This is a genomic window from uncultured Ligilactobacillus sp. (genome assembly GCF_948826705.1).
Classification (GTDB): domain Bacteria; phylum Bacillota; class Bacilli; order Lactobacillales; family Lactobacillaceae; genus Ligilactobacillus.
In genome coordinates this window covers 1-24306 of record NZ_CAQLEL010000085.1, presented here as the reverse complement: position 1 = coordinate 24306, position 24306 = coordinate 1, and the positions used below count along the sequence as shown (strand labels likewise).

Here is a 24306-nt window from a genome sequence, read left to right as displayed (position 1 = left end):
TACGCTTGTCTTTTGGTTGATCGCTCCTTTTATCTCACAAGGTGATCCAAGAATGGTCTCGATCTATCGTTCATTAGCTTTAGCTTTATTGATCATTCCGTCAATGAGTCTTTTGCGCGGATATTTTCAGGGCTTTCAGGATATGGCACCATCAGCTTTATCGCAATTGATCGAACAATTTTTGCGAATAATCTATATGTTGTTAGCGACCTATATCACGATCAAAGTTATGGGGCTACCATTTGAAGTAGGGGTTTGGCAGTCGACTTTTGCTGCTTTTATCGGCGCTATAGGTGGGACTTTGTTGTTAGTGGGCTACTATCTTAAACATAAAAAAAGATTAGATGAGCTAGTATCTCAGAGTAACGATCAGCTCGAAATAACAAATAAGACCTTATTAAAAGAGGTATTATATCAAGCTTTGCCATTTATTTTTATTGCATGTGCGATGTCGATGTTTAATTTGATCGACCAGTTTACATTTCCTGTGATCATGCAACAAGCAGGTGCGTATAGTATGGCTCAGATCAATGCCTTGTATGCTCTGTTTGCGGGGAATGCCAATAAGTTGATCATGATCGTGGTGGCACTATCGACCGCGATGGCAACGACAGCGATACCACTTCTAAGTGAAGCTGTTGCTAAACGCGATGGTACTTTGATGAAAAAACAACTATTAGAATCTCTAGAGTTGTTGTTTTTTGTAATGTTACCAGCTGTCTTGGGGATGGCTGCGGTCAGTCGCCCGCTTTACCTAGTATTTTACGGTTATGAAGCAACAGGGATCTTTGTTTTAGCGATCTCGGCGTATGTGGCATTAGCAATGGGACTATTTAACGTTTTAGGCTCATTATTGCAAGGGATCTATGAAAACAAACAAGCTATCAAATATACCACCTTGGGGTTAGGTGTAAAATTAGTCCTTCAATATCCATTGACTCTTTGGTTGGGTGTTTTTGGACCACTCTTAGCGACAGGGATCGCGATGAGTTGGGCCAGCTATTTAATGCTTCGCTTTTTATATTTGAAGTATAATTTACCGACGGGACAGTTACAAGTTAATGTCAATAAGATGTTTATGGTAGCATTATTGATGTTTGGCGTGACGTTACTGTTCGTAGGTGGTTATTATAGGATATTTCCCGGGAATAATCGCTGGTCAGCTTTGGTGGTTTTGAGCCTAGCCGTTGGGGTCGGAGGCTATCTATATTTACTGGCTTGTTTTAAACTGGATCTATTACAACGGATCTTAGGCACAAAAGTGACAAGTAAATTACAAAAGATATTTAGGTGGAGATAAGATGAGATTAGATAAATATTTAACGACTGTGGGATTGGGGACACGCTCTGAAGTAAAAAAATTGTTACGTAAAAAAAGCGTCAGTGTTGACGGTGAGGTCACCACTGACGGAAAATTTCAACTTGATCCTACTATTTCCCAGGTTATGGTAGGACAAAAAGTACTTACGTATCAAAATTATTATTACTATATGCTAAACAAACCTAAAGGAGTAGTTTCGGCGACCACGGATAGGGTCGAGAAAACCGTTTTAGATCTTTTGGTCGAACCTGCAAGTAACCAAAAACTTTTCCCGGTGGGGCGCTTAGACAAAGACACGACAGGATTGTTGCTTTTAACAAATGATGGGGCAATGAGTCATGAATTGCTAAGCCCCAAAAAACATGTAGCTAAAACTTATATCGCCCAGATCGCAGGAATAGTGACGCTAGCAACTTGTGTGACCTTTGCTAGTTCAATGACGTTAAAAAATGGCGAAAAAACAAAACCTGCCAAGTTGAAGATCTTAACTGTTGATAAAGCACATGAGCGATCTGTGATCGAGATCACGATCACAGAAGGCAAATATCATCAAGTGAAGCGGATGTTTGCAGCAGTAGGAATGAAAGTTTTGGAGTTAGAACGTCTTCAAATGGGGAGTTTAAAACTCGATCCCACTCTAAAGCGGGGGGATTACCGTCCCTTAAGCGAGCAGGAATTAGCTAAATTGCGCCATGAAAGTTTGTAAATGTTCAATAATATCGGTCGGTAAAACAACATATTTACTTTGGGAGAGTTCACTTGCAACGGCGCTGTGCAAATAAACGGCGGCATCTAAAACCTCAGCTGGAGCTAGTGTTTTGAATTGCCCCATAAAAGCAGCGATGATCCCAGTCAAAGTATCACCCATGCCACCGGTCGCCATATAGGGACCACCAATCGGCAACCGGCTGAGCGTATTATCACGGTGATAGATCTCAGTGTGATGCTTTTTTAAAACAACGTGAGCAGCTAGTTTTTGTTGGGCGCTCTGATTTGCCTGAGGCAGTTGCTCTGCGATCGCTAGTCCAGATAAACGAGCCCATTCGGCTTGATGTGGGGTGTAGATCACCTGACATGTCGGGTAAAAGGGCTCGTTTTGTTGTGCAAGTAGCGTGATCGCTGACCCATCAATGATCAAAGTGGCAGTTGGTCTTACCGCTGTTAAAGTTATTTTCAATATCTGTTTTGCAAGTTGGTCTAGACCTAGACCAGGTCCAATGACGATCGTATCAGCTTGTTTTATAGCTTGGGTCAAAGCTTCAAAGTCGCTGTGATCAACGACCATTGCTTCAGGTAAGCGAGCATGAAGTGCAAAAAAATTTGAACTATTTGTAGCACATGTGACAAGACCGGCGCCGGCATGGACTGCAGCGCTAGCAGACATGATCACAGCACCTCCCATATTTTTGTTACCACCGATGATCAAGATCTTACCGAAATTTCCTTTGTGACTTTGCTTAGGCCGGGGCTTGATAACTTGTTTTAGACAAGCTACGGTCAAATTTTTCATAGTTTCCATTGTATCCAACTCCGATCGCTAAAGATATTCTATGTCCAAGGTAAGTCATTTTATTATATTTTTCAACTGATAAGATAAGTGTTAAGGTGGAAGTTGTCAAAATTTATGCTAAAATAGGGAGGAGATCGAATCTAAATAAGAGGTGGATTTTTATGACAATCGATTGGAAAGAAGAAGCCGCTAAACGCAAAGACGATATGTTGGCGGACTTAAAGACCATGCTTCGGATCGAAAGTGTGCGCGATGAAGCAAAAGGAACCCCTGAAGCTCCACTTGGACCAGGTCCTAAGGAAGCTTTAGACAAATTTTTAGAAATTGGTCAACGTGATGGCTTTGAAACACTTGAATTAGATGGCTTAGCTGGACACATTGAATATGGTGATGGTCCTGAAACATTAGGGATGCTAGCTCACGTAGATGTTATGCCAGCTGGTAACGGTTGGAATACAGATCCATTTGAACCTGTTGAAAAAGATGGACGTTTATACGCACGTGGGGCTTCAGATGATAAGGGACCAAGTATGGCTGCATATTACGGCTTAAAGATCGTTAAGGAGCTTGGCTTACCCGTTTCAAAAAAGGTACGTTTTATCTTAGGAACTGATGAAGAAAGTCAATGGCGTGGTATGACCCATTACTTTGAAAAAATGCCACAACCTGATTTTGGCTTTTCACCTGATGCCTTTTTCCCAATTATCAATGGTGAAAAAGGCAATGTTAGCTTTGTTGCTGATTTTGCTGGAACCAATGGTGGTAAAGTTGAATTAGTTAGCTTTGAAGCTGGTTTGCGTGAAAATATGGTGCCACGTGATGCAGAAGTTTACTTGAAAGCTCAAGATACTAAAACTATTTTGAGTGCTTTTGATGAATTTGTAGCTAAAAATCCTATTACAGGGACAGCTTACTTGAAAGAAGGCAAGGTCTACTTGCATATTATTGGTAAAGCTGCCCATGCACAAGAACCACGTAATGGGGAAAATGCGGCTACTTATATGGCAACTTTCTTACAACAATTCGATTTTGGTGGTGCAGCAGCTAACTTTATCAAGTTCACGGCTGACTACTTACATCAAGATTCACGGATGGAAGCTTTTGGTGTTGCTTATACCGATGAGATCATGGGAGATCTGACGATGAACTCAGGGATCTACAATTTTGAAGCAGGCAAAGGCGGACAGATCACCCTTAATTTCCGTTTCCCTAAAGGTACAGATGAAAAAGATATCGAAGCTGGTTTGAAGAAAGCTGCTCAACCATTAGATATCGAAGTGCGTCGTAGTGGTAAATTACAAGTGCCACATTACGTTTCTCCTGAAGATCCATTGGTCAAGACATTGCTCAACGTTTACCAAGAACAAACAGGTGAACAAGCCGAAGGTAAAGTTGTTGGTGGTGGAACATACGGTCGTTTGATGGAACGTGGGGTCGCTTTTGGCGCAATGTTCCCAGGTGTACCAGATACAATGCACCAAGCAAATGAATTTATGCCGATCGATGATCTTGTGAAAGCAGCTGCAATCTATGCTCAATCGATCTATGAGTTGATCAAATAAGAATAGTTTTTAGTGAAAGACTGTCGAATGGCAGTCTTTTTTTGATAATTTCAAAAAAAGGGCGTAAAATGAAGTTAGAGTAACATTAGCCTAGCGGAGTAAGTAACAGTTAGAAAGTTCAAAATGTGAAGCTGGGATTACTTGAAATAAGGACCGTGGGCCATGTTTGCGGTAATTATAGAAAGGAAAAACTATATTTCTTTCGCAAGTATGAACGATGTACTTGTTTGCATTTTATATAGCAAGGATTTAAGATGAAGAAAGGTTTTTTGGAAAAGAATTCAGCCCAAAGTGATGAGAAAACAACACTGTTTAAAGTTTTAAGTCGGCGTGAAGATCTTTTTTTGCGAGTTGATAACAGCCTATTGCCTAAATTAGACGATGATGCCAAGCTAAAAAAGATGCTTGATACTTTATTACGCAAGCGGTCTAAGGCCAATCGGCGCGAGATCATAAATATCACTCAGCATAATTATCGAATCTTTCTTTAATGATCAATGAGGTGAATCAATTGTTTTTAACTACAGGTGAAGTCAAACAAGCTTACACGATCAAGGGGATCGTGCATGCGACCGTCAAAAAAACTTTGACGGCAGAACAGCTTGATGAAGTTGATAATTTCGATGAACTCTATCGGCAAGTTCAAGATATTTTGATCGAACGCGCAGTCGCTAAAGATGGTGACGGGATCATTGGCGTTAGTTTTGAGCCCCAGATCGTTCGTGTTTCAGTTGGGCCTAAATATTTGATGCTACATGGTTACGGAACTGTGATCAGTTTAAACTAGGTTACTTGACTATTTGGTGTTTTAGTGTAAAATAGTAGAAGTTAATGCCACTATGGCGGAATTGGCAGACGCGCAACGTTCAGGTCGTTGTTTGGTTTATCCAAGTACAGGTTCGACTCCTGCTAGTGGCATAAGACTTTACCTATCTTGTGACTTGTAGGTCAGTGTTTACTGGCTCGCAGGTCTTTTTTTAGCTTACATGTGTCGCTCAGGACAACTAACGGAAAAAATGCTATAATCTAAGTATAGTTAAACATTTAAATAACCAGTTGGGAGTGGAGGATTATGGAATTGATCAAACAAGAATACCGCAACATTTTAGTGCCAGTTGATGGTTCCAAAACAGCTGAAAAAGCTTTAGAGCGTGCAACTGAGATCGCGTTACGAAATAAAGCACACTTAGATATTTTAAATGTGATCGATCTCAAGCAATTTTCCGTTAGCTTTGGTGGGATGGTCGACGCTAATGGTGATGCGGTCTACCAAACATTTGAAGATGTTGAAGGTTATTTGAATACCTTAGTTGAACGTGTAAAAAAACAAGGGCTAGAAGATGTAACGGCTCATGCACGTTTTGGTTCGCCACGAGCCGTGATCGCGCGTGAATTCCCTGATGATCATGAAAATGATCTCATCGTTATGGGGCCAACTGGCTTAAATCCAGTCGAACGGTTATTAGTTGGTGCGGTAACTGATTATGTTACTCGTGTCGCTAAGTGTGATGTTATCATTGCACGTTAAGAATCAATTTATTTTCAGAGAAAGGTCAAGGATGCAAATCAATACTATTTCACTTGTGATCTATACTGCACTGATCGTTTTATCGGCATATAATTTGCGCTTAGCTTGGCGTTTGTCTAAGTTACAGACTTCATCTTTGTTGCGCCGGCCAGAAGATATTTTGCCCGATGAAAGTGCGCGCTTGCAAGCGATCAATCAAGACAAGAAGAAATGGAATATTTTAGGGCGAGTCTTTTTCTGGGTTGCATTGTTAGTTGCTTTTGTCGGTGAGATGGAGGAATTAGCGTTCTTTCTCAGTTTATATTCTATCTGCAATATTATTGTATTGCGTGGAAATATTGCGACCCTAAATATTTTAGCAGCTAAATAATAAGTTTGTATGTGAGGCAAAGAAAATCAAACGATACAGTATGATATTATTAGATGGACTAGCGGCAGTGATCGTCTTATTGGCGTTGTGTCGGTTAATTTCTGATCAAGCTTGGCGGTCAGTATTGTATTACTATACGATCAGTAATTATTTGATGTTATTTCCATATAATCGACGCCAACAATTACTAACTAAACAAAGTAAAGTAGTCGTTGAAGGAAAACGCCAATTACGCCGTTCTAAACCTAAGACAAAACGTCAGGTCGATAGTGAACTTTTAACTAATTTAGTAAAATCATTTTCGAAAATGTGTTTAGAGATAATTATAGCTCCGTACTACTTTATGAGCTATTACTTTAAGACTGAAAAATAGTGGCTTCGATGAGTGAAGCCACTATTTTTTTAGACTTTATTAAATTAATTTACTATTAATAACTGGCAAAAGAAAATATTGAAACGGGAAAAAGACTGAGGGAAATTTAGAATGGATATGAAAAAATAATGAAATTTATTTAATTTTTCGTATTGACTAATCTCTAAATGCTTTGCTATAATCTGTTTATTCTAATCTAAACTTTCAGAAAAAATTTATCATAGGGGGATTTTCTATGGGTAAACTGTGGAAAAAGATGACGCATAAAAAAGATCCAAAAGAGTATCAAAAAAAGGATGCCCATCTACTTCAAGTTTTGGGTGTTAAGGACTTTTTAGCGTTAGGTGTAGGAACGATCGTATCGACCTCAATTTTTACACTTCCAGGGATCGTGGCAGCTCAACATGCAGGTCCTGCTGTTGTTTTATCCTTTTTAGCAGCAGCGGTCGTTGCTGGGCTAGTTGCCTTTGCATATGCTGAAATGTCATCTGCCTTACCATTTGCTGGTTCAGCTTACTCTTGGATAAATGTTGTCTTTGGTGAAGGCTTTGGCTGGATCGCAGGTTGGGCCTTACTAGCTGAATACTTTATCGCTGTTGCCTTTGTTGCTTCAGGACTTTCAGCTAATTTACAAGGCCTTTTGGAACCACTAGGCTTTAAATTACCAGCACAGTTATCGGCAGCATTTGGAACTAATGGTGGCGTAGTTGATATTTTGGCGATTTTAGTAGTTGTTTTAGTCGCTATTTTACTTTCACGCGGAACATCTGGTGCGGCGGCTGTTGAAAATTTATTGGTTATTTTGAAAGTAGCTGCGATCTTAATTTTCATCGTTGTTGGTGCAACAGCTATCAAAACAGCTAATTACCATCCATTTATTCCAGCTCACAAAGTCAATGCCGATGGGACTTCATTTGGTGGCTGGCAAGGGATATATGCCGGTATTTCATCGATCTTTTTATCATATATCGGTTTTGATTCGATCGCGGCTAATGCGGCCGAAGCTAAGAACCCATCTAAAACGATGCCACGTGGGATCTTGGGTTCCTTGGTGATCGCGGTCATTTTATTCTCAGGTGTTTCTTTAGTCTTGGTCGGTATGTTCCATTATTCAAACTATACTGGTAATGCTGAACCAGTTGGTTGGGCTTTACGTCATGCAGGTTATCCGATCGTTGCGACAGTGGTCCAAGCGATCGCTGTGATCGGGATGTTTACTGCCTTGATCGGGATGACTTTAGCTGGTTCACGTTTGCTTTATTCATTTGGACGTGATGGATTGTTACCTAAGTGGTTGGGTGAGTTAGATAAGAACAACTTACCAAATCATGCCTTGATCTTATTGTCTGGTGTTGCGATCGTTTTAGGGGCGATCTTCCCATTTGCCTTCTTATCGCAATTGATCTCAGCTGGGACATTGATCGCCTTTATGTTTGTAACGATCGGTATCTACCGCTTACGTCCACGTGAAGGTAAAGACTTACCAATACCAGGCTTTAAGATGCCACTTTATCCAGTCTTGCCAGCGGTAGCATTTTTAGGTGCTTTGTTTGTCTTCTTAGGTTTAGATCACATGGCAAAATTAGTCACCGGGATCTGGTTTATACTGGGACTTTTAGTTTATGTTTTCTATGGGATGAATAATGTAGAAAAACAAAAATAGATAAGAAAATGCGTGAAGATCTTTCACGCATTTTTTGTTTCTAAAAAATATCAAGGCAAAACTAAAGTTGTATTTTCAAAGTTTTGCAACCATTTTTTACGCTCGACTCGCCTTTGAAAAGATTCGAGCGTATTTTTTTCAAGGTAAGCTGATGTAGGAACGATCTTTTCTGAAAATAGATCGGCTAGACCGTATGGCGCAATAAATTCGAAATCTGTTGCTGGTGAGCGACAAATTCCAACGGCACTACAGGTTTCAGGAAAAGTCGCGATCACGTCAGCTAGCGTATCTTTACCTTGAAAGTCCAGTCTATGAGGATTATCAAGTGAAATATTAGTCAATTCCCACAGATATTTAGAGTGACGCTGATTTAGTTCAGTTTTACGTGTTAGATACTGTTCGTAGGACTCATTAGGATCACGGTAATAGATGTCTAAATTTCCAAGCATCAAATTGAATGGTTTTTCTTCGAGTTTAGACCAAACTAGGTCGCGGATACTTCCGGCACAAAGAAAAGCGTCTCTAAGATGCATTTTATCTAAGATCGTAAAAACTTCACGAAATTCAGGTCTTTTCTGGATCAATGTTAACAATTGTTCATCTAATGTCATAGGTATGCGGCTTCCTTTCAAAGTGTTTCGCATTTTTCTACAATAGCACATCAATTTGGATTTGGCAAAAAGAAAACAGCAGTCTTTTTGCTGTCAATTATCAAGGGATTGAACTAAAATATAGGCGGAGATGTAGCTATATTTTGAAAAGAGGTCTTTGCAAATGAAACACTATAAAACGATCTTAGTTGGACTAGATGGTTCGACTAATTCACTTAGTGCCCTTGAAAAAGCCGGGGAATTAGCACGACTCATGGATGCTAAGTTAGTTTTGGTCACCGTAGTCAAACCAGAACTCCAAGTAGGTTTTGGAGGGCCTGGACTTGAGGTCAACACTTTGTCAGCTAAGCAACTTGAAGTAAAACAAGAGCAGGCACAAAAAATGTTGGCCAAATATCAAGCAAAGCTACCTGAGCAAGTCAAGCATCAAGCACTAGTCGTTTTCGGTGATCCTAAGGTGGTATTGAGCGAAACGTTACCGAAGAAGTATCAGGCTGAATTGGTGATCATTGGTGCAACCGGTCTAAATAAGCTCGATCATTTTATTTTAGGTTCGACGGCAGCGTATGTAGTTCGAAACACTAAGGTAGATACACTGGTCGTCAATGAATAGTTAAATTTTTTTATTATTACAGGCGAAACTTTTTTGTAACGAAATCTTAAAAAAAGATTGTTAACAAATACAGTTAAAAGTGGTAAATTAGTCAAGTCAAGATCAATTTATGTTTTTTGGGAGGCTTTGTGATGGGCAATAAACTTGATATTTTGCATGAGTATCAGTTAGCGGAGCAAAAATGTGCCGAGCTCACCAATGTTTGCGAAAAATTACATGGAACTAAACGTGGTAGCCATCTGGTGGCTGTATATGATGCTAAGCTAAAAGATACAAAAGACCGCCGAGATCATCTAGGAGTGATCTTAAAAGCGATGGATGCTGCAGAAGATTAGAATTGGAAAAAACAATTACGGGAAGTGATACATCGCTTCCTGTTTTTAGTGTCTGATAGCATGGTGCAAAATCTAGCTTAAAATGATAAAATTAACAAGAGAATCAGTTTGGTAAGTGGGTGGAACGGACCCATTTTTTAGTTTAGAAAGGATTTTTGGATAGATGCCACAAAAGACAAAAAAGACGCCAATGATGGAACAATATTTGGCAGTCAAAAAACAGTATCCCGACGCCTTTTTATTTTATCGTTTAGGGGATTTCTATGAGATGTTTTACGACGATGCGATCAAAGGAGCTCAGATACTTGAGTTGACTTTGACGACGCGTAATAAAAATGCGGTCGATCCGATCCCGATGTGTGGTGTACCACATCATGCTGCACAAAATTACATTGATATTTTAGTTGATCAAGGCTATAAGGTAGCGATCTGTGAACAAGTTGAAGATCCTAAAACGGCTAAGGGGATGGTCAAGCGTGAAGTAGTTCAATTAGTGACACCCGGGACGATCATCGACCAAAATGCAAGTGAAGCTAAAGAAAACAACTACTTAACAGCGCTACATGAAGAAAACGGCCAATATGGTCTTGCATATGCTGATCTATCGACAGGTGAGATCAAAGTTGCGACCTTAACGAGTAGAGAATCTCTCCTAAATGAATTGATGAGTTTGCAGACTAAAGAAGTCGTGGTCGATGATTCACTCAGTCAGCCAACGCAAACATTATTAGAACAGCTGAAAGTTTTGATGTCAGATCAACCAGAAATGATGCCAAGCGCAGAAGTTTCGTACGTAAGCCAAGATCTCCAGCAGACATTGGAAAAGCAAACTGTCAAGCAATTGCTAGCATATTTGACTACAACGCAAAAACGCTCTTTAGCCCATTTACAAAAAGCCATCCACTATGAACCATCCCACTATTTGAAATTAGATCACAATGCCCAACGTAATTTAGAATTATTGAAAAATTTACGGACACATAAAAAATCTGGGACCTTGCTTTGGTTATTAGACGAGACTAAAACGGCTATGGGAGCTCGTCTATTGAAACAATGGATCGGGCGCCCGTTATTAGATCTTAAGCAGATAAAGCAGCGACAAGAAATCGTTGAAGATCTATTGGATAATTATTTTGAACGCTCTGGGATCATTGAACAATTGACCCAAGTTTATGATCTTGAGCGTTTAGCTGGACGCGTAGCATTTGGCAATGTCAATGGTCGTGATCTAGTACAGCTACGGACCTCGTTAGCTCATATTCCGCAGATCCGCTATATTTTAGAACAACTAGACCAAGATATTTATCGTGACTTTTTGACCGAATTAGATCCAGTCGAAGATGTCGCAGATCTGATCGAACAGGCGATCGTCGATGAACCGCCGTTATCGATCACTGAAGGTAATTTGATAAAAGCTGGCTATAACGCTCAGCTGGATGAGTACAACGATGCGATGAAAAATGGTAAGCAGTGGTTAGCTCAGTTAGAAGCACGTGAACGTCAAGTAACGGGGATCTCCAATCTAAAGATCGGTTTCAACCGCGTATTTGGTTATTATATTGAAGTTTCTAAGGCTAATGTCAAAAAACTTCCACAGGAGCGTTATCAACGAAAACAGACACTGACCAATGCCGAACGCTTTATCACGCCTGAATTAAAGGAAAAAGAAGAATTGATCTTAGGCGCAGAGACTAAAGCCTATGAGCTAGAATATCAATTGTTCACCCAGATCCGTGATCAGATCAAAGACCAGATCAAGCGACTACAAAAATTGGCAGCTAAGGTCGCCCAATTAGATGTCTTGCAAAGTTTTGCAACTGTTAGCGAGGATAACCATTTTGTCCGCCCAATGTTGAGTCAAAATGAGCGAACCTTGGATATCGTCGATGGTTGGCATCCAGTCGTCGAAAAAGTTCTAGGTAAGCAAAGTTATATCCCAAATGATGTCAAAATGGCTTCAAAGTTGGATATCTTATTGATCACAGGGCCAAATATGTCTGGGAAAAGTACCTATATGCGACAATTGGCACTCAGTGTGATCATGGCGCAGATGGGATGTTTTGTCCCAGCTAAACAAGCAAGAATGCCGATCTTTGACCAGATCTTTACCCGGATCGGAGCGGCTGATGATCTGATCTCGGGAGAATCAACTTTCATGGTCGAAATGAAAGAAGCTAATTTAGCTTTAAAACAAGCGACACCAAATAGCTTGCTGCTCTTCGATGAGTTAGGGCGTGGGACGGCTACTTATGATGGAATGGCCTTAGCACAAGCGATCATTGAGTATGTGCATGATAAAGTCAAAGCTAAGACTCTTTTTTCGACACACTATCACGAACTGACTGTACTTGAACAAGAATTGCCACGTTTGGCGAATATTCACGTTGGTGCAGTTGAAAAAGACGGCGAATTAGTTTTCTTACACAAGATGCAAGCTGGTCCCGCTGATCGTTCTTATGGGGTCCATGTTGCAAAATTAGCTGGTATGCCCACAAGTTTATTGACTCGAGCTGATACGATCTTACATCAACTAGAAGGAAAAGAGGCCAAAAAGACGACAGTTCCGCTTAAAGAGGTCGCTTCAGTTCAAGTTGAAGCTGATGATAGTGAAGCACAACTTTCGCTCTTTAGCCCCGAAGTTGTAACAACAAGGGGATCTGTTGATAAAGAAAAGGATGTTTTGAATGAGATCTTGGATCTGAATTTAATGGCAATGACGCCGATGGATATAATGAATGCAGTATTTAAGTGGCAAGAAAAATTAAAATAGCAAGGTGAGACGAAAATGGCTAAAATCCATGAGTTAGCGACTGTTTTAGCCGATCAGATCGCAGCCGGTGAAGTTGTTGAAAGGCCAGCCTCAGTGGTCAAAGAGTTGGTAGAAAATGCGATCGATGCTAACAGTACGCAGATTGATATTTATGTTAAAGAAGCAGGTATCAAAGAAGTTACTGTGATCGATAATGGTGAAGGGATCGCTGCTGAAGATGTCCCGTTGGCATTTTTTAGGCATGCGACAAGTAAGATCAAGGATCGCCAAGACCTTTTTCAAGTAAGTACACTAGGTTTTCGGGGCGAAGCGTTACCAAGTATTGCCTCAGTAGCTGATGTTTGTTTGGAGACCGCACTTCAGACTGAAACGCAGGGAACGTTTTATCATGTACGTGGTGGAGAAGTTACCGCCCATAAGCCAGCAGCCATGCGCCAAGGCACAAAGATCACGGTAACTGACCTATTTTATAATACACCTGCCCGCTTAAAATATCTCAGTTCACTCCAGACAGAGTTAGCCGCGATCAGTGATATCGTCAATCGTTTGGCTTTAAGTCACGGTGAGATCGCTTTTGCTTTGTACAATAATGGTAAACGGATCTTGCAAACGGCGGGAAATGGCAAACTTATCCAAACGGTAAGTGCGATCTATGGGATCCAAAATGCCCGTCAAATGGTGGCTTTTTCGGGGGAAGACCTAGATTTTAAGGTCCAAGGTTATGTGTCATTACCTAAATTGACGCGCGCCTCACGAAATTATATCAGTTTACTGATCAATGGAAGATATATCAAAAATAAGCAATTGCTAAAAGCAGTTTTACAAGGATATGGCTCAAAATTGATGGTCGGACGCTATCCTTTTGGGGTCATCGACATTCACTTAGATCCTTTATTAGTTGATGTCAATGTGCATCCGACCAAACAAGAGGTCAGGATCAGTAAAGAAGAGCAGTTAGCGGATCTGATCGAACAAACGATCTATGCGCGTTTAGCTAAAGAAAATCTGATCCCGAGCGCCTTGGAAAATCTTGGCTCAAAACCTAAAACTAAACGTGAACCTAAAGCAAAACAGTTAGACTTTACATTAGCCGAAACAAGTGATAGTTATGAAGTAAAAACAAAACCAAAGCGTTCAACGGCTGAGATAACCCAGCTCTTGATGGGAAGTTCTTTAGAACAGTCTCAAGAAACTAATGCTAAAGCACAAGATGTGACGCTAACTAAGCCAGTGATCATTGAAGATAAGCGCCAACTAGACTCTGATGAGCTCAAAGTGTGGGATGAAAAGTATCAAGCAAAAGTACAAACTAAGCAAATAGATACTGCAGAACTAGAAGTTGAGCATAATGATGATCAGGCTAGCCAAACGCAGATAAAAGAAAAATTTCCTGGGTTAACTTATATCGGACAACTCCATGGAACTTATTTATTGGCGCAAGCAGCAGATGGCTTATACCTAGTTGATCAGCATGCTGCCCAAGAGCGGTGTAAATATGAATACTACCGTGAAGCGATCGGGGAAGTTTCAAAAGCGCAGCAGGAGTTGCTGGTGCCGATCATCTTATCTTATCCGACCACAGACACACTGAAGATCAGTGAAAATCGCACTAAATTAGCCGAGTTAGGGATCGAATTAGAAGAGTTTGGACAAAATACTTTTATCGTAAGACACCATCCAACCTGGTTCATCAAAGGGCAAGAAGAAGACACGGTCAGAGAAATGATCGAATGGTTTTTAGAAGATCATAAATTGACAGTTGCAAAATTTCGCGAAAAAACAGCGATCATGATGAGCTGTAAGCGGTCGATCAAGGCCAATCACCATTTGGATGATTTTCAAGCTAAGTCTTTGTTGGAACAACTGGCCAAATGTAATAATCCATTTAATTGTCCGCATGGTAGACCGACTTTGGTGCATTTTAGCAACTCAGAGCTTGAGCGGATGTTCAAACGCATCCAAGATCCACATCAAGGAAAACAGACAGAATTGTAAAAAATTTCGGTCAAGTTGCTGTTTCTGTGGTAACATTAAAAGGCATGTAGAAAAAGAACAGGTGGAAATTTATGTATGAATATATCATTGGGACGATAGTTAAAGTTACTCCGCGTTATATCGTAGTTGAGCGTGATCAAATGGGGTATTTAGTATTTGTAGCTAATCCATTTCGCTATCAAGTCGATCTTGACCGTCAGCAAAAGATCTATTTGCACCAAGCCGTTCGTGAGACCGAGATCATGCTTTACGGCTTTGTCGATGAAGCTGAAAAGCAACTTTTCTTGAAGTTACTGAATGTTTCGGGGATCGGACCCAAAAGTGCGCTAGCGATCTTAGCCAGTGAAGACCATAGTGGGTTGATCAACGCGATCGAACAAGAAGATGATGGTTACTTGACTAATTTCCCTGGTATCGGTAAGAAAACGGCTAAGCAGATCATTTTAGACTTGAAGGGCAAGTTAAATGATCTAGACCAGACTGAGCTCGTCGGGCAACAAGGGATCGAGTTGACCACGACTGGGCAGCCATATTTACAAGAAGCGATCGAAGCCTTGACCGCATTAGGTTATACGAAAACTGAGATCAAGCGAGTTGCTAAGAAGTTGGAAACTTACACTGGCGATTCGACCGATGCTTATTTGCGACAAGGATTACGCTTGATCATGAAAAAATAAGTAGAAGGGACTGATTTGGATGGAAGATGAGCGTCTGATCTCCAATGCGGCTTTTGATCAAAATGATGAGCAAACAGAATTGAGTTTACGTCCGCAAAAATTAGCTCAATATATCGGCCAAGAAAAGATCAAGCAAAAAGTGGCGGTCTATATTAAAGCAGCTAAAAGTCGCCAAGAATCACTTGACCATGTCTTACTCTATGGACCACCTGGTTTAGGGAAGACGACATTAGCAACGATCATTGCTAATGAATTAGAAGTTAGGATCAAGACGACGACAGGGCCGGCCATTGAACGTCCAGGTGACCTAGTAGCACTATTAAATGAGCTTGAACCAGGTGATGTGCTATTTATCGATGAGATCCATCGTATGCCAAAGAGTATTGAAGAGATGCTCTATTCAGCGATGGAAGATTTTTATATCGATATCATCGTTGGACAAGATGCGACTGCTCATCCAGTCAGATTTCCGTTGCCACCGTTTACTTTGATCGGAGCTACGACTAAAGCTGGTATGTTGTCTGCACCTTTGCGCGCACGTTTTGGGATCGTCGAGCATATGAATTACTACACTGACGCTGAGCTAGCACAGATCGTTACCCGTTCTGCAAGTGTTTTTTCAACTGCGATCAGCGAGCAAGGAGCCTTGGAGATCTCACGCCGTTCGCGGGGGACTCCGCGTGTGGCCAATCGCTTATTAAAGCGCGTGCGTGATTTTGCACAGGTAGCAGCCAAGGATCAGATCGACCTTGAGATCGTAAAATTTGCTTTGGAGATGCTACATGTTGATGAGCGGGGCTTAGATGAGACCGATCATAAAGTTTTAAGAACAATGATCGAATTATACGGCGGTGGGCCAGTGGGGTTGAACACTTTAGCTGCCAATATCGGGGAAGATACTGAAACGATCGCCGATATGATCGAACCTTATCTTTTACAGATCGGGTTTATCAAACGAACTGCTCGGGGGCGTATTGTGACCCCTTTGGCGTATGAGCATTTACGCCTACCATATACCAAAAATTAAAGAGGATGATTTTTTTGACAGAAGAACATTTAACGACCGAAGATTTTGATTATGATCTACCCGAAGAACTGATCGCGCAAACACCTTTGGAACATCGCGATCGATCACGGATGTTAGTCTTAGATTCTAAAACAGGAAAATATCAAGATGACTATTTTTATAACGTGATCGACCGTTTAGAGCCTGGTGATGCTTTAGTCATGAATGATTCACGCGTTTTGCCAGCCCGGATCTATGGTGTCAAACCAGATACTGGTGGACATTTGGAAGTGCTACTTTTAAATAATATCAAAGGTGATCAATGGGAGACCTTGGTCAAACCAGCTAAACGGGCTAAAGTTGGGACTAAGATCAGCTTTGGCAACGGTGAATTAACGGCTGTTGTCAAAGAAGAACTTGAACATGGTGGTCGGATCGTTGAATTTGAATACGATGGTATCTTCCTAGAAGTTTTAGAAAGCTTGGGTGAAATGCCGTTACCACCATACATCAAGGAAAAATTAGATGATCCTGAAATGTATCAAACAGTTTATTCTAAAGAAGTCGGTTCTGCGGCTGCTCCTACAGCTGGACTCCACTTTACGGAAGAGTTGTTGGCTAAGATCGAAGCTAAAGGTGTTAAATTAGTCTACTTGACATTACATGTTGGTTTAGGAACTTTTAGACCAGTTAGTGTAGATAATATTGAAGAGCACAAGATGCACAGTGAATTTTACCGCTTGTCTGAAAAGGCGGCTGAAACATTAAATGAAGTTCGAAAAAATGGTGGCCGGATCGTAGCTACGGGGACGACCTCGATCCGGACGCTAGAAACGATCGGAAGCAAGTTTAACGGTGAGATCAAAGCTGACAGCGGTTGGACCGATATCTTTATCAAGCCAGGTTATGAATGGAAAGTAGTTAATGCCTTTATCACTAATTTCCATTTACCAAAATCAACATTAGTAATGCTAGTTTCAGCCTTTACAGGGCGTGAAAATATTTTGAATGCTTATCGCCACGCAGTTGAAGAAAAGTACCGCTTCTTTAGCTTTGGTGATGCAATGTTTATTTATTAAAGCAAGCATAATTTCCCTAGAAAGATGAAATGTGGGGGATAAGATAAAAAAGAATTGAGAAAGGAAGGATATAATTCTTTCTAAATGGCATATATGTATGCTATTCCACATTTTTATATCACGAATAGATGACTGAACCAGCAATTAAATATCGTTTGATCAAGAAAGAAAAGCATACTGGCGCGCGTTTAGGTGAGATCATCACTCCACATGGTACATTTCCAACACCGATGTTTATGCCAGTTGGGACCCAAGCGACCGTGAAAGCTATGTCACCAGAGGAACTAAAGGCAATGGGGGCTGGGATCATTTTATCCAACACCTATCATTTGTGGTTACGCCCTGGCGAAGATCTAGTTAAAGAAGCTGGTGGTCTGCATAAGTTTATGAACTGGGATCAAGGTATCTTAACTGATTCCGGTGGCTTTCAGGTCTTTTCGCTAGCTGATATGCGCAATATCACAGAAGAAGGCGTCCATTTCAAGAGCCACTTGAATGGGGCACCGCTCTTCTTGTCACCGGAAAAAGCGATTCAGATCGAAAATGCTTTGGGCTCGGATATCATGATGAGTTTTGATGAATGCCCACCATTTTACGAAAGTTATGATTACATCAAAAAATCAGTTGAACGGACAAGCCGTTGGGCGGAACGTGGCTTAAAGGCGCACCAAAATCCTGAAAAACAAGCTTTATTCGGGATCGTTCAGGGGGGCGGGCATGAAGATCTACGTAAATTAAGTGCCCGTGACCTTGTTTCGTTAGATTTCCCAGGTTATTCGATCGGGGGACTATCAGTTGGTGAATCTAAAGCCGAAATGAATCGGGTCTTAGACTTTACAACACCATTACTTCCCGAAGACAAACCACGTTACTTGATGGGCGTTGGTTCCCCAGATGCTTTGATCGATGGGGTCTTACGTGGGGTCGATATGTTTGATTGCGTCTTGCCAACACGGATCGCACGCAATGGTACATGTATGACATCACATGGACGTTTAGTCGTTAAAAATGCTAAATATGCGCGTGATTTCTCACCGATCGATGATAACTGTGATTGCTACACTTGCCGTAATTACACTCGGGCTTATGTGCGTCACTTGTTCAAAGCTGATGAAACATTTGGCTTACGTTTGACGAGTTATCATAACTTGTATTTCTTGCTCAATTTGATGAAGCAAGTTCGCCAAGCGATCATGGATGACAATTTGCTTGAATTTAAAGAACATTTCTTTGAAGAGTATGGTTTGAATGTTAAAAATCCAAAAAACTTTTAGTTCTTAAGGCAATTACGCTAGTTTTTAGTAGATTTTTTTGATACAGTTATAAGGAGCATATATATAAGGAGGCAAATATTGTGAATTCTTCAATTTCAACAATCGTAATGTTTGTTGTTTTGATCGGTTTGATGTATTTCATGATGATCAGACCACAAAAGAAACAACAACAACAGCATCAAGAAATGATGAACGCATTGAAACCAGGCGATGAGATCGTGACTATCGGTGGTTTACATGGGGTCGTAAGTGAAGTAAATACAGATAAAAACATCGTAACGATCGATTGCGATGGAGTTTACCTTGACTTTACTCGTTCAGCTATCGCTCGCGTTTTAAAGAAAGCAGCTGAAACAACGACCACGGCCACAACAACTGAAGATAAAAATGACTCAGTTGTGGCAGATGAAACAAAAGAAGATAAATAATTTTGGGGGATGTCTGTGTGACATCCTTTTTTAGTAGATTTTACTTGCGAGTTTTAGTAAAACGGAGTATTATGAAACAAACTAATTGATGCCTGAGCATCAGTGGGGAGGAATTTTAAATGAGAAAATTAGGTGTTATCGGAATTGGCAATGTTGGTGTAACTGTAGCTTATACGATCGTTTCTCAAGGGATCGCAGACGAACTTGTGATGATCGATACCAATGATAAAAAAGTCTTGGCTGAAAAGTTGGACTTTGAAGATGCAATGCCACGGATGCCATATCACACCGAGATCAAGATCCAAGATTACGCTGATCTAAAAGATGCCGATGTTGTGATCACTGCCTTTGGTGATATTCAAGCTAGTGTCAGAACCGGTAATCGTTTTGCAGAATTTGAGATCAACAGCAAAAATGCGGTCGAAGTCGGGCGCAAGTTAAAAGAAGCTGGTTTTAATGGAGTCTTGATCAATATTTCCAACCCATGTGATGCGATCACGACGATCTTGCAACAAGAAACTGGGTTACCACGCAACCGTGTCTTTGGAACTGGGACTTTCTTGGATACAGCGCGGATGCAACATGTAGTGGGGGATTACTTACATCAAGACAGTCGTAATATTGATGGTTATGTTCTAGGTGAACATGGTAATTCCCAATTCAACGCTTGGTCAACAGTTCGAGCTAATAATAAACCGATCACGGAGATCTTGAGTTTAGCTGAGATCGAAGCTTTAGATAGCAAACCATCTGAAGGAGCTTGGACAGTGGCAAGTGGTAAGGGTTATACTTCTTATGCGATCGCAACTTGTGGAGTGCGTTTAGCGCAAGCAGTCATGTCTAATGCTAAATTATTTGCTCCCGCTTCAGTATATGTTGAAGCTTTAGGAACATACATCGGTTATCCAGCGATCATCGGGGCTGATGGGGTCGAAGAAGTAGTTGAGCTCAAGTTAAATACTAAAGAAGAAGAGCAACTTGCACGCTCAGTACAATATATCAAAGATCATGTAGCCCAACTTGGGAAGGATTAGACAACGTGTGAGACCTATATAGATGATAAAAAACGTCAGGAAACTACATCCTGGCGTTTTTTATCATCTATTAGGCGTTATGGCATAAAAATAGGCACCTTACCATCGCAAAGTACCTATCTAAAAATCAAACTTTTAATTTAAGGGTTCGAGTGTAAAACTGAGTTCTAGTGGTTTATCAGCTTTGAGTAAGTAAGCTTCGTGAACTGGTGCACCCCAAGAATCATCACCGCCGACTCCCATTTGGTCAGCCATGAGACGTAACCAAGCAAAGCGAACTGGTGGTAGTTCATCTTGATGTAGTGCTTCTTCAAGCATCATCGTACTATATGGTAAAAGACTAGCTGAAAATGCGTGTTTATCAGCACTGATCTTTAGTCCAAGCTTATCATCTGTAAGTACTAAGGAGCGGACATCACAGTGGTTACCCGTCTCTTGTGGAACTAAATAGGAAGCGACACTGTCTTTAGCAGTCGTAGTAAACGTTCCTAACCGTGCTCCAAGTTTACGGTCGAGATAATTTTCGGCTGGACCACGACCATAGTAAGTCATGTTGTTGTACTTAGCGGGTAACTTGAATTCAAGACCAAATGTCGGTAAGGATGGTAGATCTGGGTGTCCTAGATATTTGGCACTTACGTTGACTTTACCTGTTCCATCAACCAAATACGTAACTTGAACAGTGACTTGCTTTGGTAATGGTAATTCATAGGTGTAACTTACTTCAATGGCGTGTTCTTTAGGTGTGACGTAAAGATCAATGACCTTGGCAAATTTGCCAGCACCTAACCACATTGCGCGTTCAAAGCCATGACCACAGCCACGGTCATTATCTGTCATTGGACGCCAGAATAATAATTGTGGTGTTTTCGTAATAAATTCTTGGCCACTGTATTTAAGTGAGACCAAACCACCTTTGTCTTTAGATAAGAGCACTTCGAAGTTCTTACCTGAGATACCGATATTGACATCTCCCATAGCGACTTTTGGTGTACCCTGAGCGTTAAATTTAGGTAGAGCTTGACGGATCACCGTTTGTCCGAAATTGATCTCAAAGCCAGCTTTAGCCCAAGCTGTATCCTTAGCTAAATGTTGTTGAACTTCATAGATGATCTCACCTGTTTTAGGTAATGGAAGCTCAAGGTCAAAGTGCTTGCTTTCTTGAGGTGAGACGATCAATTGATAGTCTTTTTCAAAAACAACTTTGCCGTCTTGTAAGACACGTGCAGTAAAGTAGTTGTCTGCACTATCAGTGAACAAGCCATCATTGGTCAATGTGACGCCAGTTTCATCGGGTCTTATCTTAATGTCAGCGTATAGATGCTTGACTTCTTGGGCTTTAGGAGAGATCGTCCGGTCAGCAAAGACCAAACCATTGCCACAGAATTCATAATCACTTGGACGGTCATTAAAATCGCCCCCATAAGCCAAGCGTGTCGTATCACCTAATTTTTGATAGATCGCTTGGTCAATGTAATCCCAAATAAAGCCACCTTGATAGTGAGGATATTTCTCAAGTTTAGTGTAGAGCTCTAAGCCACCGACAGAATTTCCCATAGCATGCATGTATTCACATGAGATATACGGTTTTTTAGGAGCGTTTTGGAGATATTCTTCGATCTCATGTGGTTTAGCGTACATTCGACTTTCGATATCTGTAATGTAGTCAAATTCGCGATTCCAAGTCACACCTTCATAATGAACGACACGGGTCGGATCTTTGTGACGTAAATAATCGCCCATTGCTGCAATATCTGTTCCAGCATAGGATTCATTACCTAATGACCAGATGAGTACACTAGGATGGTTTTTATCACGTTCAAACATGCTGTTAGCTCGATCGATGCAGGTCGGTTCCCATTCTGGTAGGTTGCCAGGGATATTCCAAGATGGTTCGCAGGCGCCAAGTTTTTGCCAAGAACCGTGGGATTCAAGATTAGCTTCATCGATCAAATAGATCCCATATTCATCACATAAGCGATACCAAAGCGTTTGGTTAGGGTAGTGGGATGTTCGTACGGCATTGATATTATGGCGTTTCATAAATTTAATATCCCATAACATATCTTCTTTGGTGATAGCACGGCCGAATTTAGGATCAAATTCGTGGCGGTTGACCCCTTTAAAGATGATACGTTTACCATTCAAAAGCATCAGACCATCTTTGATCTCAAAGCGTCTAAAACCGACTTTTTCGGGAACAAATTCGAAAACTGCTCCATCTTTATCTTCTAAAGTCAATTCAAGTGTGTATAGTTCTGGAAGTTCAGCACTCCAAGGTGCTACTTGGCTCAATTCTTGACCTAAATCGATCGACTGTGTCAAAGGCACCTTAGTCTCAAAAGCAACGCGCTTATCGGGAGCTAAGAGACGCGCATGTAAAAAGTTACCAGCAGTTTGACCAGTCACACTTGCTTTTAGTTCAAAGATGCCAGTTTCATAGTCATCGGCTAGATCTGCGGTAACGTGGATATCAGCTAGATGAGCTTTAGGTAGAGCATACAAGAAGACATCGCGGAAGATCCCGTTCAATCTCCAGAAATCTTGGTCTTCGATCCAGCTAGCACTGCTATATTTAAAGACTTCAACGGCTAAATGGTTTTGTCCTTCGACTAAATATGGCGTTAGATCAAAATCACTTGGAGTAAAGGAATCTTCGCTGTATCCGATAAAGTGGCCATTTAGCCAGATATAAAAGGCAGTAGCGACCCCTTGAAATGAAATATGAACGGGCTTATCTTTTAGCGCGTGATCTAATTCAAAGGTCTTGATATAAGAAGCAATTTTATTTTTCTTAGGTAATTTAGGGGGTCGGAGTTCTTCGTGACCATCCCATGGATACTGGGTATTAACATATTTATGACCATCAAATCCCTGTGTTTGTAAATGACCGGGAACTTGAATGTAGTCAAAGCGTCCAAAATCAAAATCAGGTCGGATAAAATCAAGTTTTTGATTAGCGATATCAGGTTCGAGATGAACGCGCCAAGTTCCATTTAGACTTTGTTTTAGTGAATCTTTACCTGTTTTAGCACTGTAGAACTCATGGTCGGAATGAGCGGCTAAACGATTTACGGCAAAGACAGTTGGGTCTTCAAGCCAAGACAATTTTGGTTTTGTTACATGCATCAGTAGGCTTCCTCCTTGGATAGATAGTAATTTTTAAGTTCTGCTACATCTCTATCGTAAACGATTACATTTAGATATTCAAGTTATATTTAGTAAAAATATTACTTTTAAGAGAAAATTAAATTACTAAAATATCTAATTGTTTATGAAGAGAACGCAGTCAAAAAAGTCAAGTGATACGACTACAAATATAAAGTTAAGTAATTTTTAGTAAATAATCCTTGATTTATCTTTTGAAAGCGGTTAAGATTAGAGTTGTAAAAGAAATAGTAATTATAGTTAGGAGAATTATGATGGAAACAAAAGAACGCCCTGTAAGTAAGTTTACTTCACGTTTATCATATACTTTTGGTGCTTTTGGTAATGACGTATTTTATGCTGCCTTATCAAGTTATTTGATCATGTTCATTACCTCACACCTTTTTAATACGGGTGATAAAGCAACTAATAACCGTTTGATCAGTTATGTGACCTTGATCATCATGATCTTGCGGATCGTTGAGTTGTTGATCGATCCTTTTATCGGCAATGCGATCGATCGGACAAAAACGCGTTGGGGACATTTTCGTCCTTGGGTCGTAGTCGGTGGGACGATCAGTTCGATCGCGCTTTTGATCTTATTTACTAATATGGGTGGCTTGAATAAGTCAAACCCTTGGTTATACCTCTTTATCTTTGCCGTGTTGTATATCACGATGGATATCTTCTATTCCTTTAAAGATATCGGTTTTTGGTCGATGCTACCAGCGCTTTCCTTTGATTCACGGGAACGTGAAAAGATCGCAACGTTAGCTCGTATCGGTTCAACGATCGGTGGTTCTTTAGTCGGAGTCGTCGTAATGCCATTGGTGTTGTTCTTCTCACTTCAAAGTAATGGCGGGACTGGTGATGATCGTGGTTGGTTTTGGTTTGCCTTCATCGTCTGTGCTACTGCCTTTCTTAGTGCGTTAGCCGTTGGTTTTGGGACTCGCGAAGTTGAAAATGATCTTCGGAAAAACGAAGAGGATACGGCTGGTATCGGCGCTGTT

General features: G+C 40.8%; 23 protein-coding genes and 1 tRNA gene. 21 read left to right on the top strand and 3 right to left on the bottom strand.

The features are described 5' to 3' along the window. Together Q9Q35_RS05880 and Q9Q35_RS05875 are read left to right on the top strand one after the other, a co-directional pair. A partial coding sequence (locus Q9Q35_RS05880) for a polysaccharide biosynthesis protein (RefSeq protein ID WP_304652572.1) occupies nucleotides 1-1300 on the top strand: 1300 nt, incomplete at its 5' end. Between the two features lies 1 nt (nucleotide 1301). After that, entirely contained in the window at nucleotides 1302-2027 is a 726-nt protein-coding gene (locus Q9Q35_RS05875) for a pseudouridine synthase (RefSeq protein ID WP_304652571.1), read from the top strand. Here the strand turns inward: Q9Q35_RS05875 and Q9Q35_RS05870 are convergent. Then, nucleotides 1998-2840 carry an NAD(P)H-hydrate dehydratase gene (locus Q9Q35_RS05870; RefSeq protein WP_304652570.1) on the bottom strand — a complete coding sequence of 281 codons (843 nt, stop codon included), beginning with the start codon at nucleotides 2838-2840 and terminating at the stop codon, nucleotides 1998-2000. The two genes, Q9Q35_RS05875 and Q9Q35_RS05870, sit on opposite strands and share 30 nt — an antisense overlap. Before the next feature lie 152 nt (nucleotides 2841-2992). On the opposite strand from Q9Q35_RS05870, the gene pepV reads away from it, so the two are divergent. The 8 genes from pepV (at nucleotide 2993) to Q9Q35_RS05830 (ending at nucleotide 8327) form a co-directional block, all read left to right on the top strand. Continuing rightward, complete coding sequence (gene pepV, locus Q9Q35_RS05865) at nucleotides 2993-4393, top strand: dipeptidase PepV (protein WP_304652569.1); 1401 nt, start codon at nucleotides 2993-2995, stop codon at nucleotides 4391-4393. Nucleotides 4394-4647: 254 nt separating this feature from the next. After that, nucleotides 4648-4884, top strand: coding sequence for a hypothetical protein (locus Q9Q35_RS05860; RefSeq protein WP_004048435.1), 237 nt, complete (start codon nucleotides 4648-4650; stop codon nucleotides 4882-4884). Nucleotides 4885-4904: 20 nt separating this feature from the next. Then, complete coding sequence (locus Q9Q35_RS05855; protein ID WP_039936049.1) at nucleotides 4905-5180, top strand: hypothetical protein; 276 nt, start codon at nucleotides 4905-4907, stop codon at nucleotides 5178-5180. 46 nt (nucleotides 5181-5226) lie between these two features. Further along, nucleotides 5227-5311, top strand: a tRNA-Leu gene (locus tag Q9Q35_RS05850). 154 nt (nucleotides 5312-5465) lie between these two features. Beyond that, nucleotides 5466-5921, top strand: coding sequence for a universal stress protein (locus Q9Q35_RS05845; protein ID WP_304652568.1), 456 nt, complete (start codon nucleotides 5466-5468; stop codon nucleotides 5919-5921). 31 nt (nucleotides 5922-5952) lie between these two features. Further along, complete coding sequence (locus Q9Q35_RS05840; RefSeq protein WP_304652567.1) at nucleotides 5953-6291, top strand: hypothetical protein; 339 nt, start codon at nucleotides 5953-5955, stop codon at nucleotides 6289-6291. Nucleotides 6292-6331: 40 nt separating this feature from the next. Next, nucleotides 6332-6664: a hypothetical protein gene (locus Q9Q35_RS05835; protein ID WP_304652566.1), complete on the top strand. Its 333-nt coding sequence runs from the start codon at nucleotides 6332-6334 to the stop codon at nucleotides 6662-6664. 235 nt (nucleotides 6665-6899) lie between these two features. Then, entirely contained in the window at nucleotides 6900-8327 is a 1428-nt protein-coding gene (locus tag Q9Q35_RS05830; protein WP_304652565.1) for an APC family permease, read from the top strand. A 50-nt stretch (nucleotides 8328-8377) separates the two neighbouring features. On the opposite strand, the gene Q9Q35_RS05825 is transcribed toward Q9Q35_RS05830, so the two are convergent. Beyond that, a complete protein-coding gene (locus tag Q9Q35_RS05825) occupies nucleotides 8378-8938 on the bottom strand; it encodes a nucleotidyltransferase family protein (RefSeq protein WP_304652564.1) in 561 nt (186 codons plus the stop codon). 163 nt (nucleotides 8939-9101) lie between these two features. Between Q9Q35_RS05825 and Q9Q35_RS05820 the strand changes: the two genes are divergently transcribed. The 10 genes from Q9Q35_RS05820 (at nucleotide 9102) to Q9Q35_RS05775 (ending at nucleotide 20149) form a co-directional block, all read left to right on the top strand. Continuing rightward, a complete protein-coding gene (locus tag Q9Q35_RS05820) occupies nucleotides 9102-9551 on the top strand; it encodes a universal stress protein (RefSeq protein WP_304652563.1) in 450 nt (149 codons plus the stop codon). A gap of 131 nt (nucleotides 9552-9682) precedes the next feature. Then, on the top strand, nucleotides 9683-9886 hold the full coding sequence (locus Q9Q35_RS05815) for a hypothetical protein (protein ID WP_010688568.1): 204 nt from the start codon (nucleotides 9683-9685) through the stop codon (nucleotides 9884-9886). 163 nt (nucleotides 9887-10049) lie between these two features. Next, nucleotides 10050-12656, top strand: coding sequence for a DNA mismatch repair protein MutS (gene mutS, locus Q9Q35_RS05810; protein WP_304652562.1), 2607 nt, complete (start codon nucleotides 10050-10052; stop codon nucleotides 12654-12656). 15 nt (nucleotides 12657-12671) lie between these two features. Next, a complete protein-coding gene (gene mutL / locus Q9Q35_RS05805) occupies nucleotides 12672-14651 on the top strand; it encodes a DNA mismatch repair endonuclease MutL (RefSeq protein ID WP_304652561.1) in 1980 nt (659 codons plus the stop codon). A gap of 71 nt (nucleotides 14652-14722) precedes the next feature. Then, nucleotides 14723-15328, top strand: a complete 606-nt coding sequence (gene ruvA, locus Q9Q35_RS05800; RefSeq protein ID WP_304652560.1) for a Holliday junction branch migration protein RuvA — start codon at nucleotides 14723-14725, stop codon at nucleotides 15326-15328. Nucleotides 15329-15347: 19 nt separating this feature from the next. Continuing rightward, nucleotides 15348-16355 carry a Holliday junction branch migration DNA helicase RuvB gene (gene ruvB / locus Q9Q35_RS05795; RefSeq protein ID WP_304652559.1) on the top strand — a complete coding sequence of 336 codons (1008 nt, stop codon included), beginning with the start codon at nucleotides 15348-15350 and terminating at the stop codon, nucleotides 16353-16355. A 14-nt stretch (nucleotides 16356-16369) separates the two neighbouring features. Continuing rightward, nucleotides 16370-17413, top strand: a complete 1044-nt coding sequence (gene queA, locus Q9Q35_RS05790; protein ID WP_370648888.1) for a tRNA preQ1(34) S-adenosylmethionine ribosyltransferase-isomerase QueA — start codon at nucleotides 16370-16372, stop codon at nucleotides 17411-17413. Nucleotides 17414-17541: 128 nt separating this feature from the next. Then, nucleotides 17542-18687, top strand: a complete 1146-nt coding sequence (tgt, locus tag Q9Q35_RS05785) for a tRNA guanosine(34) transglycosylase Tgt (protein WP_010688575.1) — start codon at nucleotides 17542-17544, stop codon at nucleotides 18685-18687. A gap of 80 nt (nucleotides 18688-18767) precedes the next feature. Further along, nucleotides 18768-19115 (top strand): preprotein translocase subunit YajC, encoded by a 348-nt coding sequence (gene yajC / locus Q9Q35_RS05780; protein WP_304652557.1) that lies wholly within the window; start codon nucleotides 18768-18770, stop codon nucleotides 19113-19115. Between the two features lie 119 nt (nucleotides 19116-19234). Next, nucleotides 19235-20149, top strand: coding sequence for an L-lactate dehydrogenase (locus Q9Q35_RS05775; protein ID WP_304652556.1), 915 nt, complete (start codon nucleotides 19235-19237; stop codon nucleotides 20147-20149). Between the two features lie 135 nt (nucleotides 20150-20284). On the opposite strand, the gene Q9Q35_RS05770 is transcribed toward Q9Q35_RS05775, so the two are convergent. Then, nucleotides 20285-23278 (bottom strand): glycoside hydrolase family 2 TIM barrel-domain containing protein, encoded by a 2994-nt coding sequence (locus Q9Q35_RS05770; protein WP_304652555.1) that lies wholly within the window; start codon nucleotides 23276-23278, stop codon nucleotides 20285-20287. 293 nt (nucleotides 23279-23571) lie between these two features. Between Q9Q35_RS05770 and Q9Q35_RS05765 the strand changes: the two genes are divergently transcribed. Beyond that, the coding region (locus tag Q9Q35_RS05765; RefSeq protein WP_304652554.1) for a glycoside-pentoside-hexuronide (GPH):cation symporter at nucleotides 23572-24306 on the top strand (735 nt) is incomplete at its 3' end.

Coding starts and splice junctions, on each gene's coding strand:
- tgt (WP_010688575.1), top strand. CDS start 17,542: ATGACTGAACCAGCAATTAAATATCGTTTGATCAAGAAAGAAAAGCAT.
- mutL (WP_304652561.1), top strand. CDS start 12,672: ATGGCTAAAATCCATGAGTTAGCGACTGTTTTAGCCGATCAGATCGCA.
- ruvA (WP_304652560.1), top strand. CDS start 14,723: ATGTATGAATATATCATTGGGACGATAGTTAAAGTTACTCCGCGTTAT.
- Q9Q35_RS05815 (WP_010688568.1), top strand. CDS start 9,683: ATGGGCAATAAACTTGATATTTTGCATGAGTATCAGTTAGCGGAGCAA.
- Q9Q35_RS05825 (WP_304652564.1), bottom strand. CDS start 8,938: ATGACATTAGATGAACAATTGTTAACATTGATCCAGAAAAGACCTGAA.
- ruvB (WP_304652559.1), top strand. CDS start 15,348: ATGGAAGATGAGCGTCTGATCTCCAATGCGGCTTTTGATCAAAATGAT.
- Q9Q35_RS05770 (WP_304652555.1), bottom strand. CDS start 23,278: ATGCATGTAACAAAACCAAAATTGTCTTGGCTTGAAGACCCAACTGTC.
- Q9Q35_RS05830 (WP_304652565.1), top strand. CDS start 6,900: ATGGGTAAACTGTGGAAAAAGATGACGCATAAAAAAGATCCAAAAGAG.
- Q9Q35_RS05775 (WP_304652556.1), top strand. CDS start 19,235: ATGAGAAAATTAGGTGTTATCGGAATTGGCAATGTTGGTGTAACTGTA.
- Q9Q35_RS05875 (WP_304652571.1), top strand. CDS start 1,302: ATGAGATTAGATAAATATTTAACGACTGTGGGATTGGGGACACGCTCT.
- pepV (WP_304652569.1), top strand. CDS start 2,993: ATGACAATCGATTGGAAAGAAGAAGCCGCTAAACGCAAAGACGATATG.
- Q9Q35_RS05835 (WP_304652566.1), top strand. CDS start 6,332: ATGATATTATTAGATGGACTAGCGGCAGTGATCGTCTTATTGGCGTTG.
- Q9Q35_RS05840 (WP_304652567.1), top strand. CDS start 5,953: ATGCAAATCAATACTATTTCACTTGTGATCTATACTGCACTGATCGTT.
- Q9Q35_RS05820 (WP_304652563.1), top strand. CDS start 9,102: ATGAAACACTATAAAACGATCTTAGTTGGACTAGATGGTTCGACTAAT.
- mutS (WP_304652562.1), top strand. CDS start 10,050: ATGCCACAAAAGACAAAAAAGACGCCAATGATGGAACAATATTTGGCA.
- Q9Q35_RS05845 (WP_304652568.1), top strand. CDS start 5,466: ATGGAATTGATCAAACAAGAATACCGCAACATTTTAGTGCCAGTTGAT.
- Q9Q35_RS05860 (WP_004048435.1), top strand. CDS start 4,648: ATGAAGAAAGGTTTTTTGGAAAAGAATTCAGCCCAAAGTGATGAGAAA.
- Q9Q35_RS05870 (WP_304652570.1), bottom strand. CDS start 2,840: ATGGAAACTATGAAAAATTTGACCGTAGCTTGTCTAAAACAAGTTATC.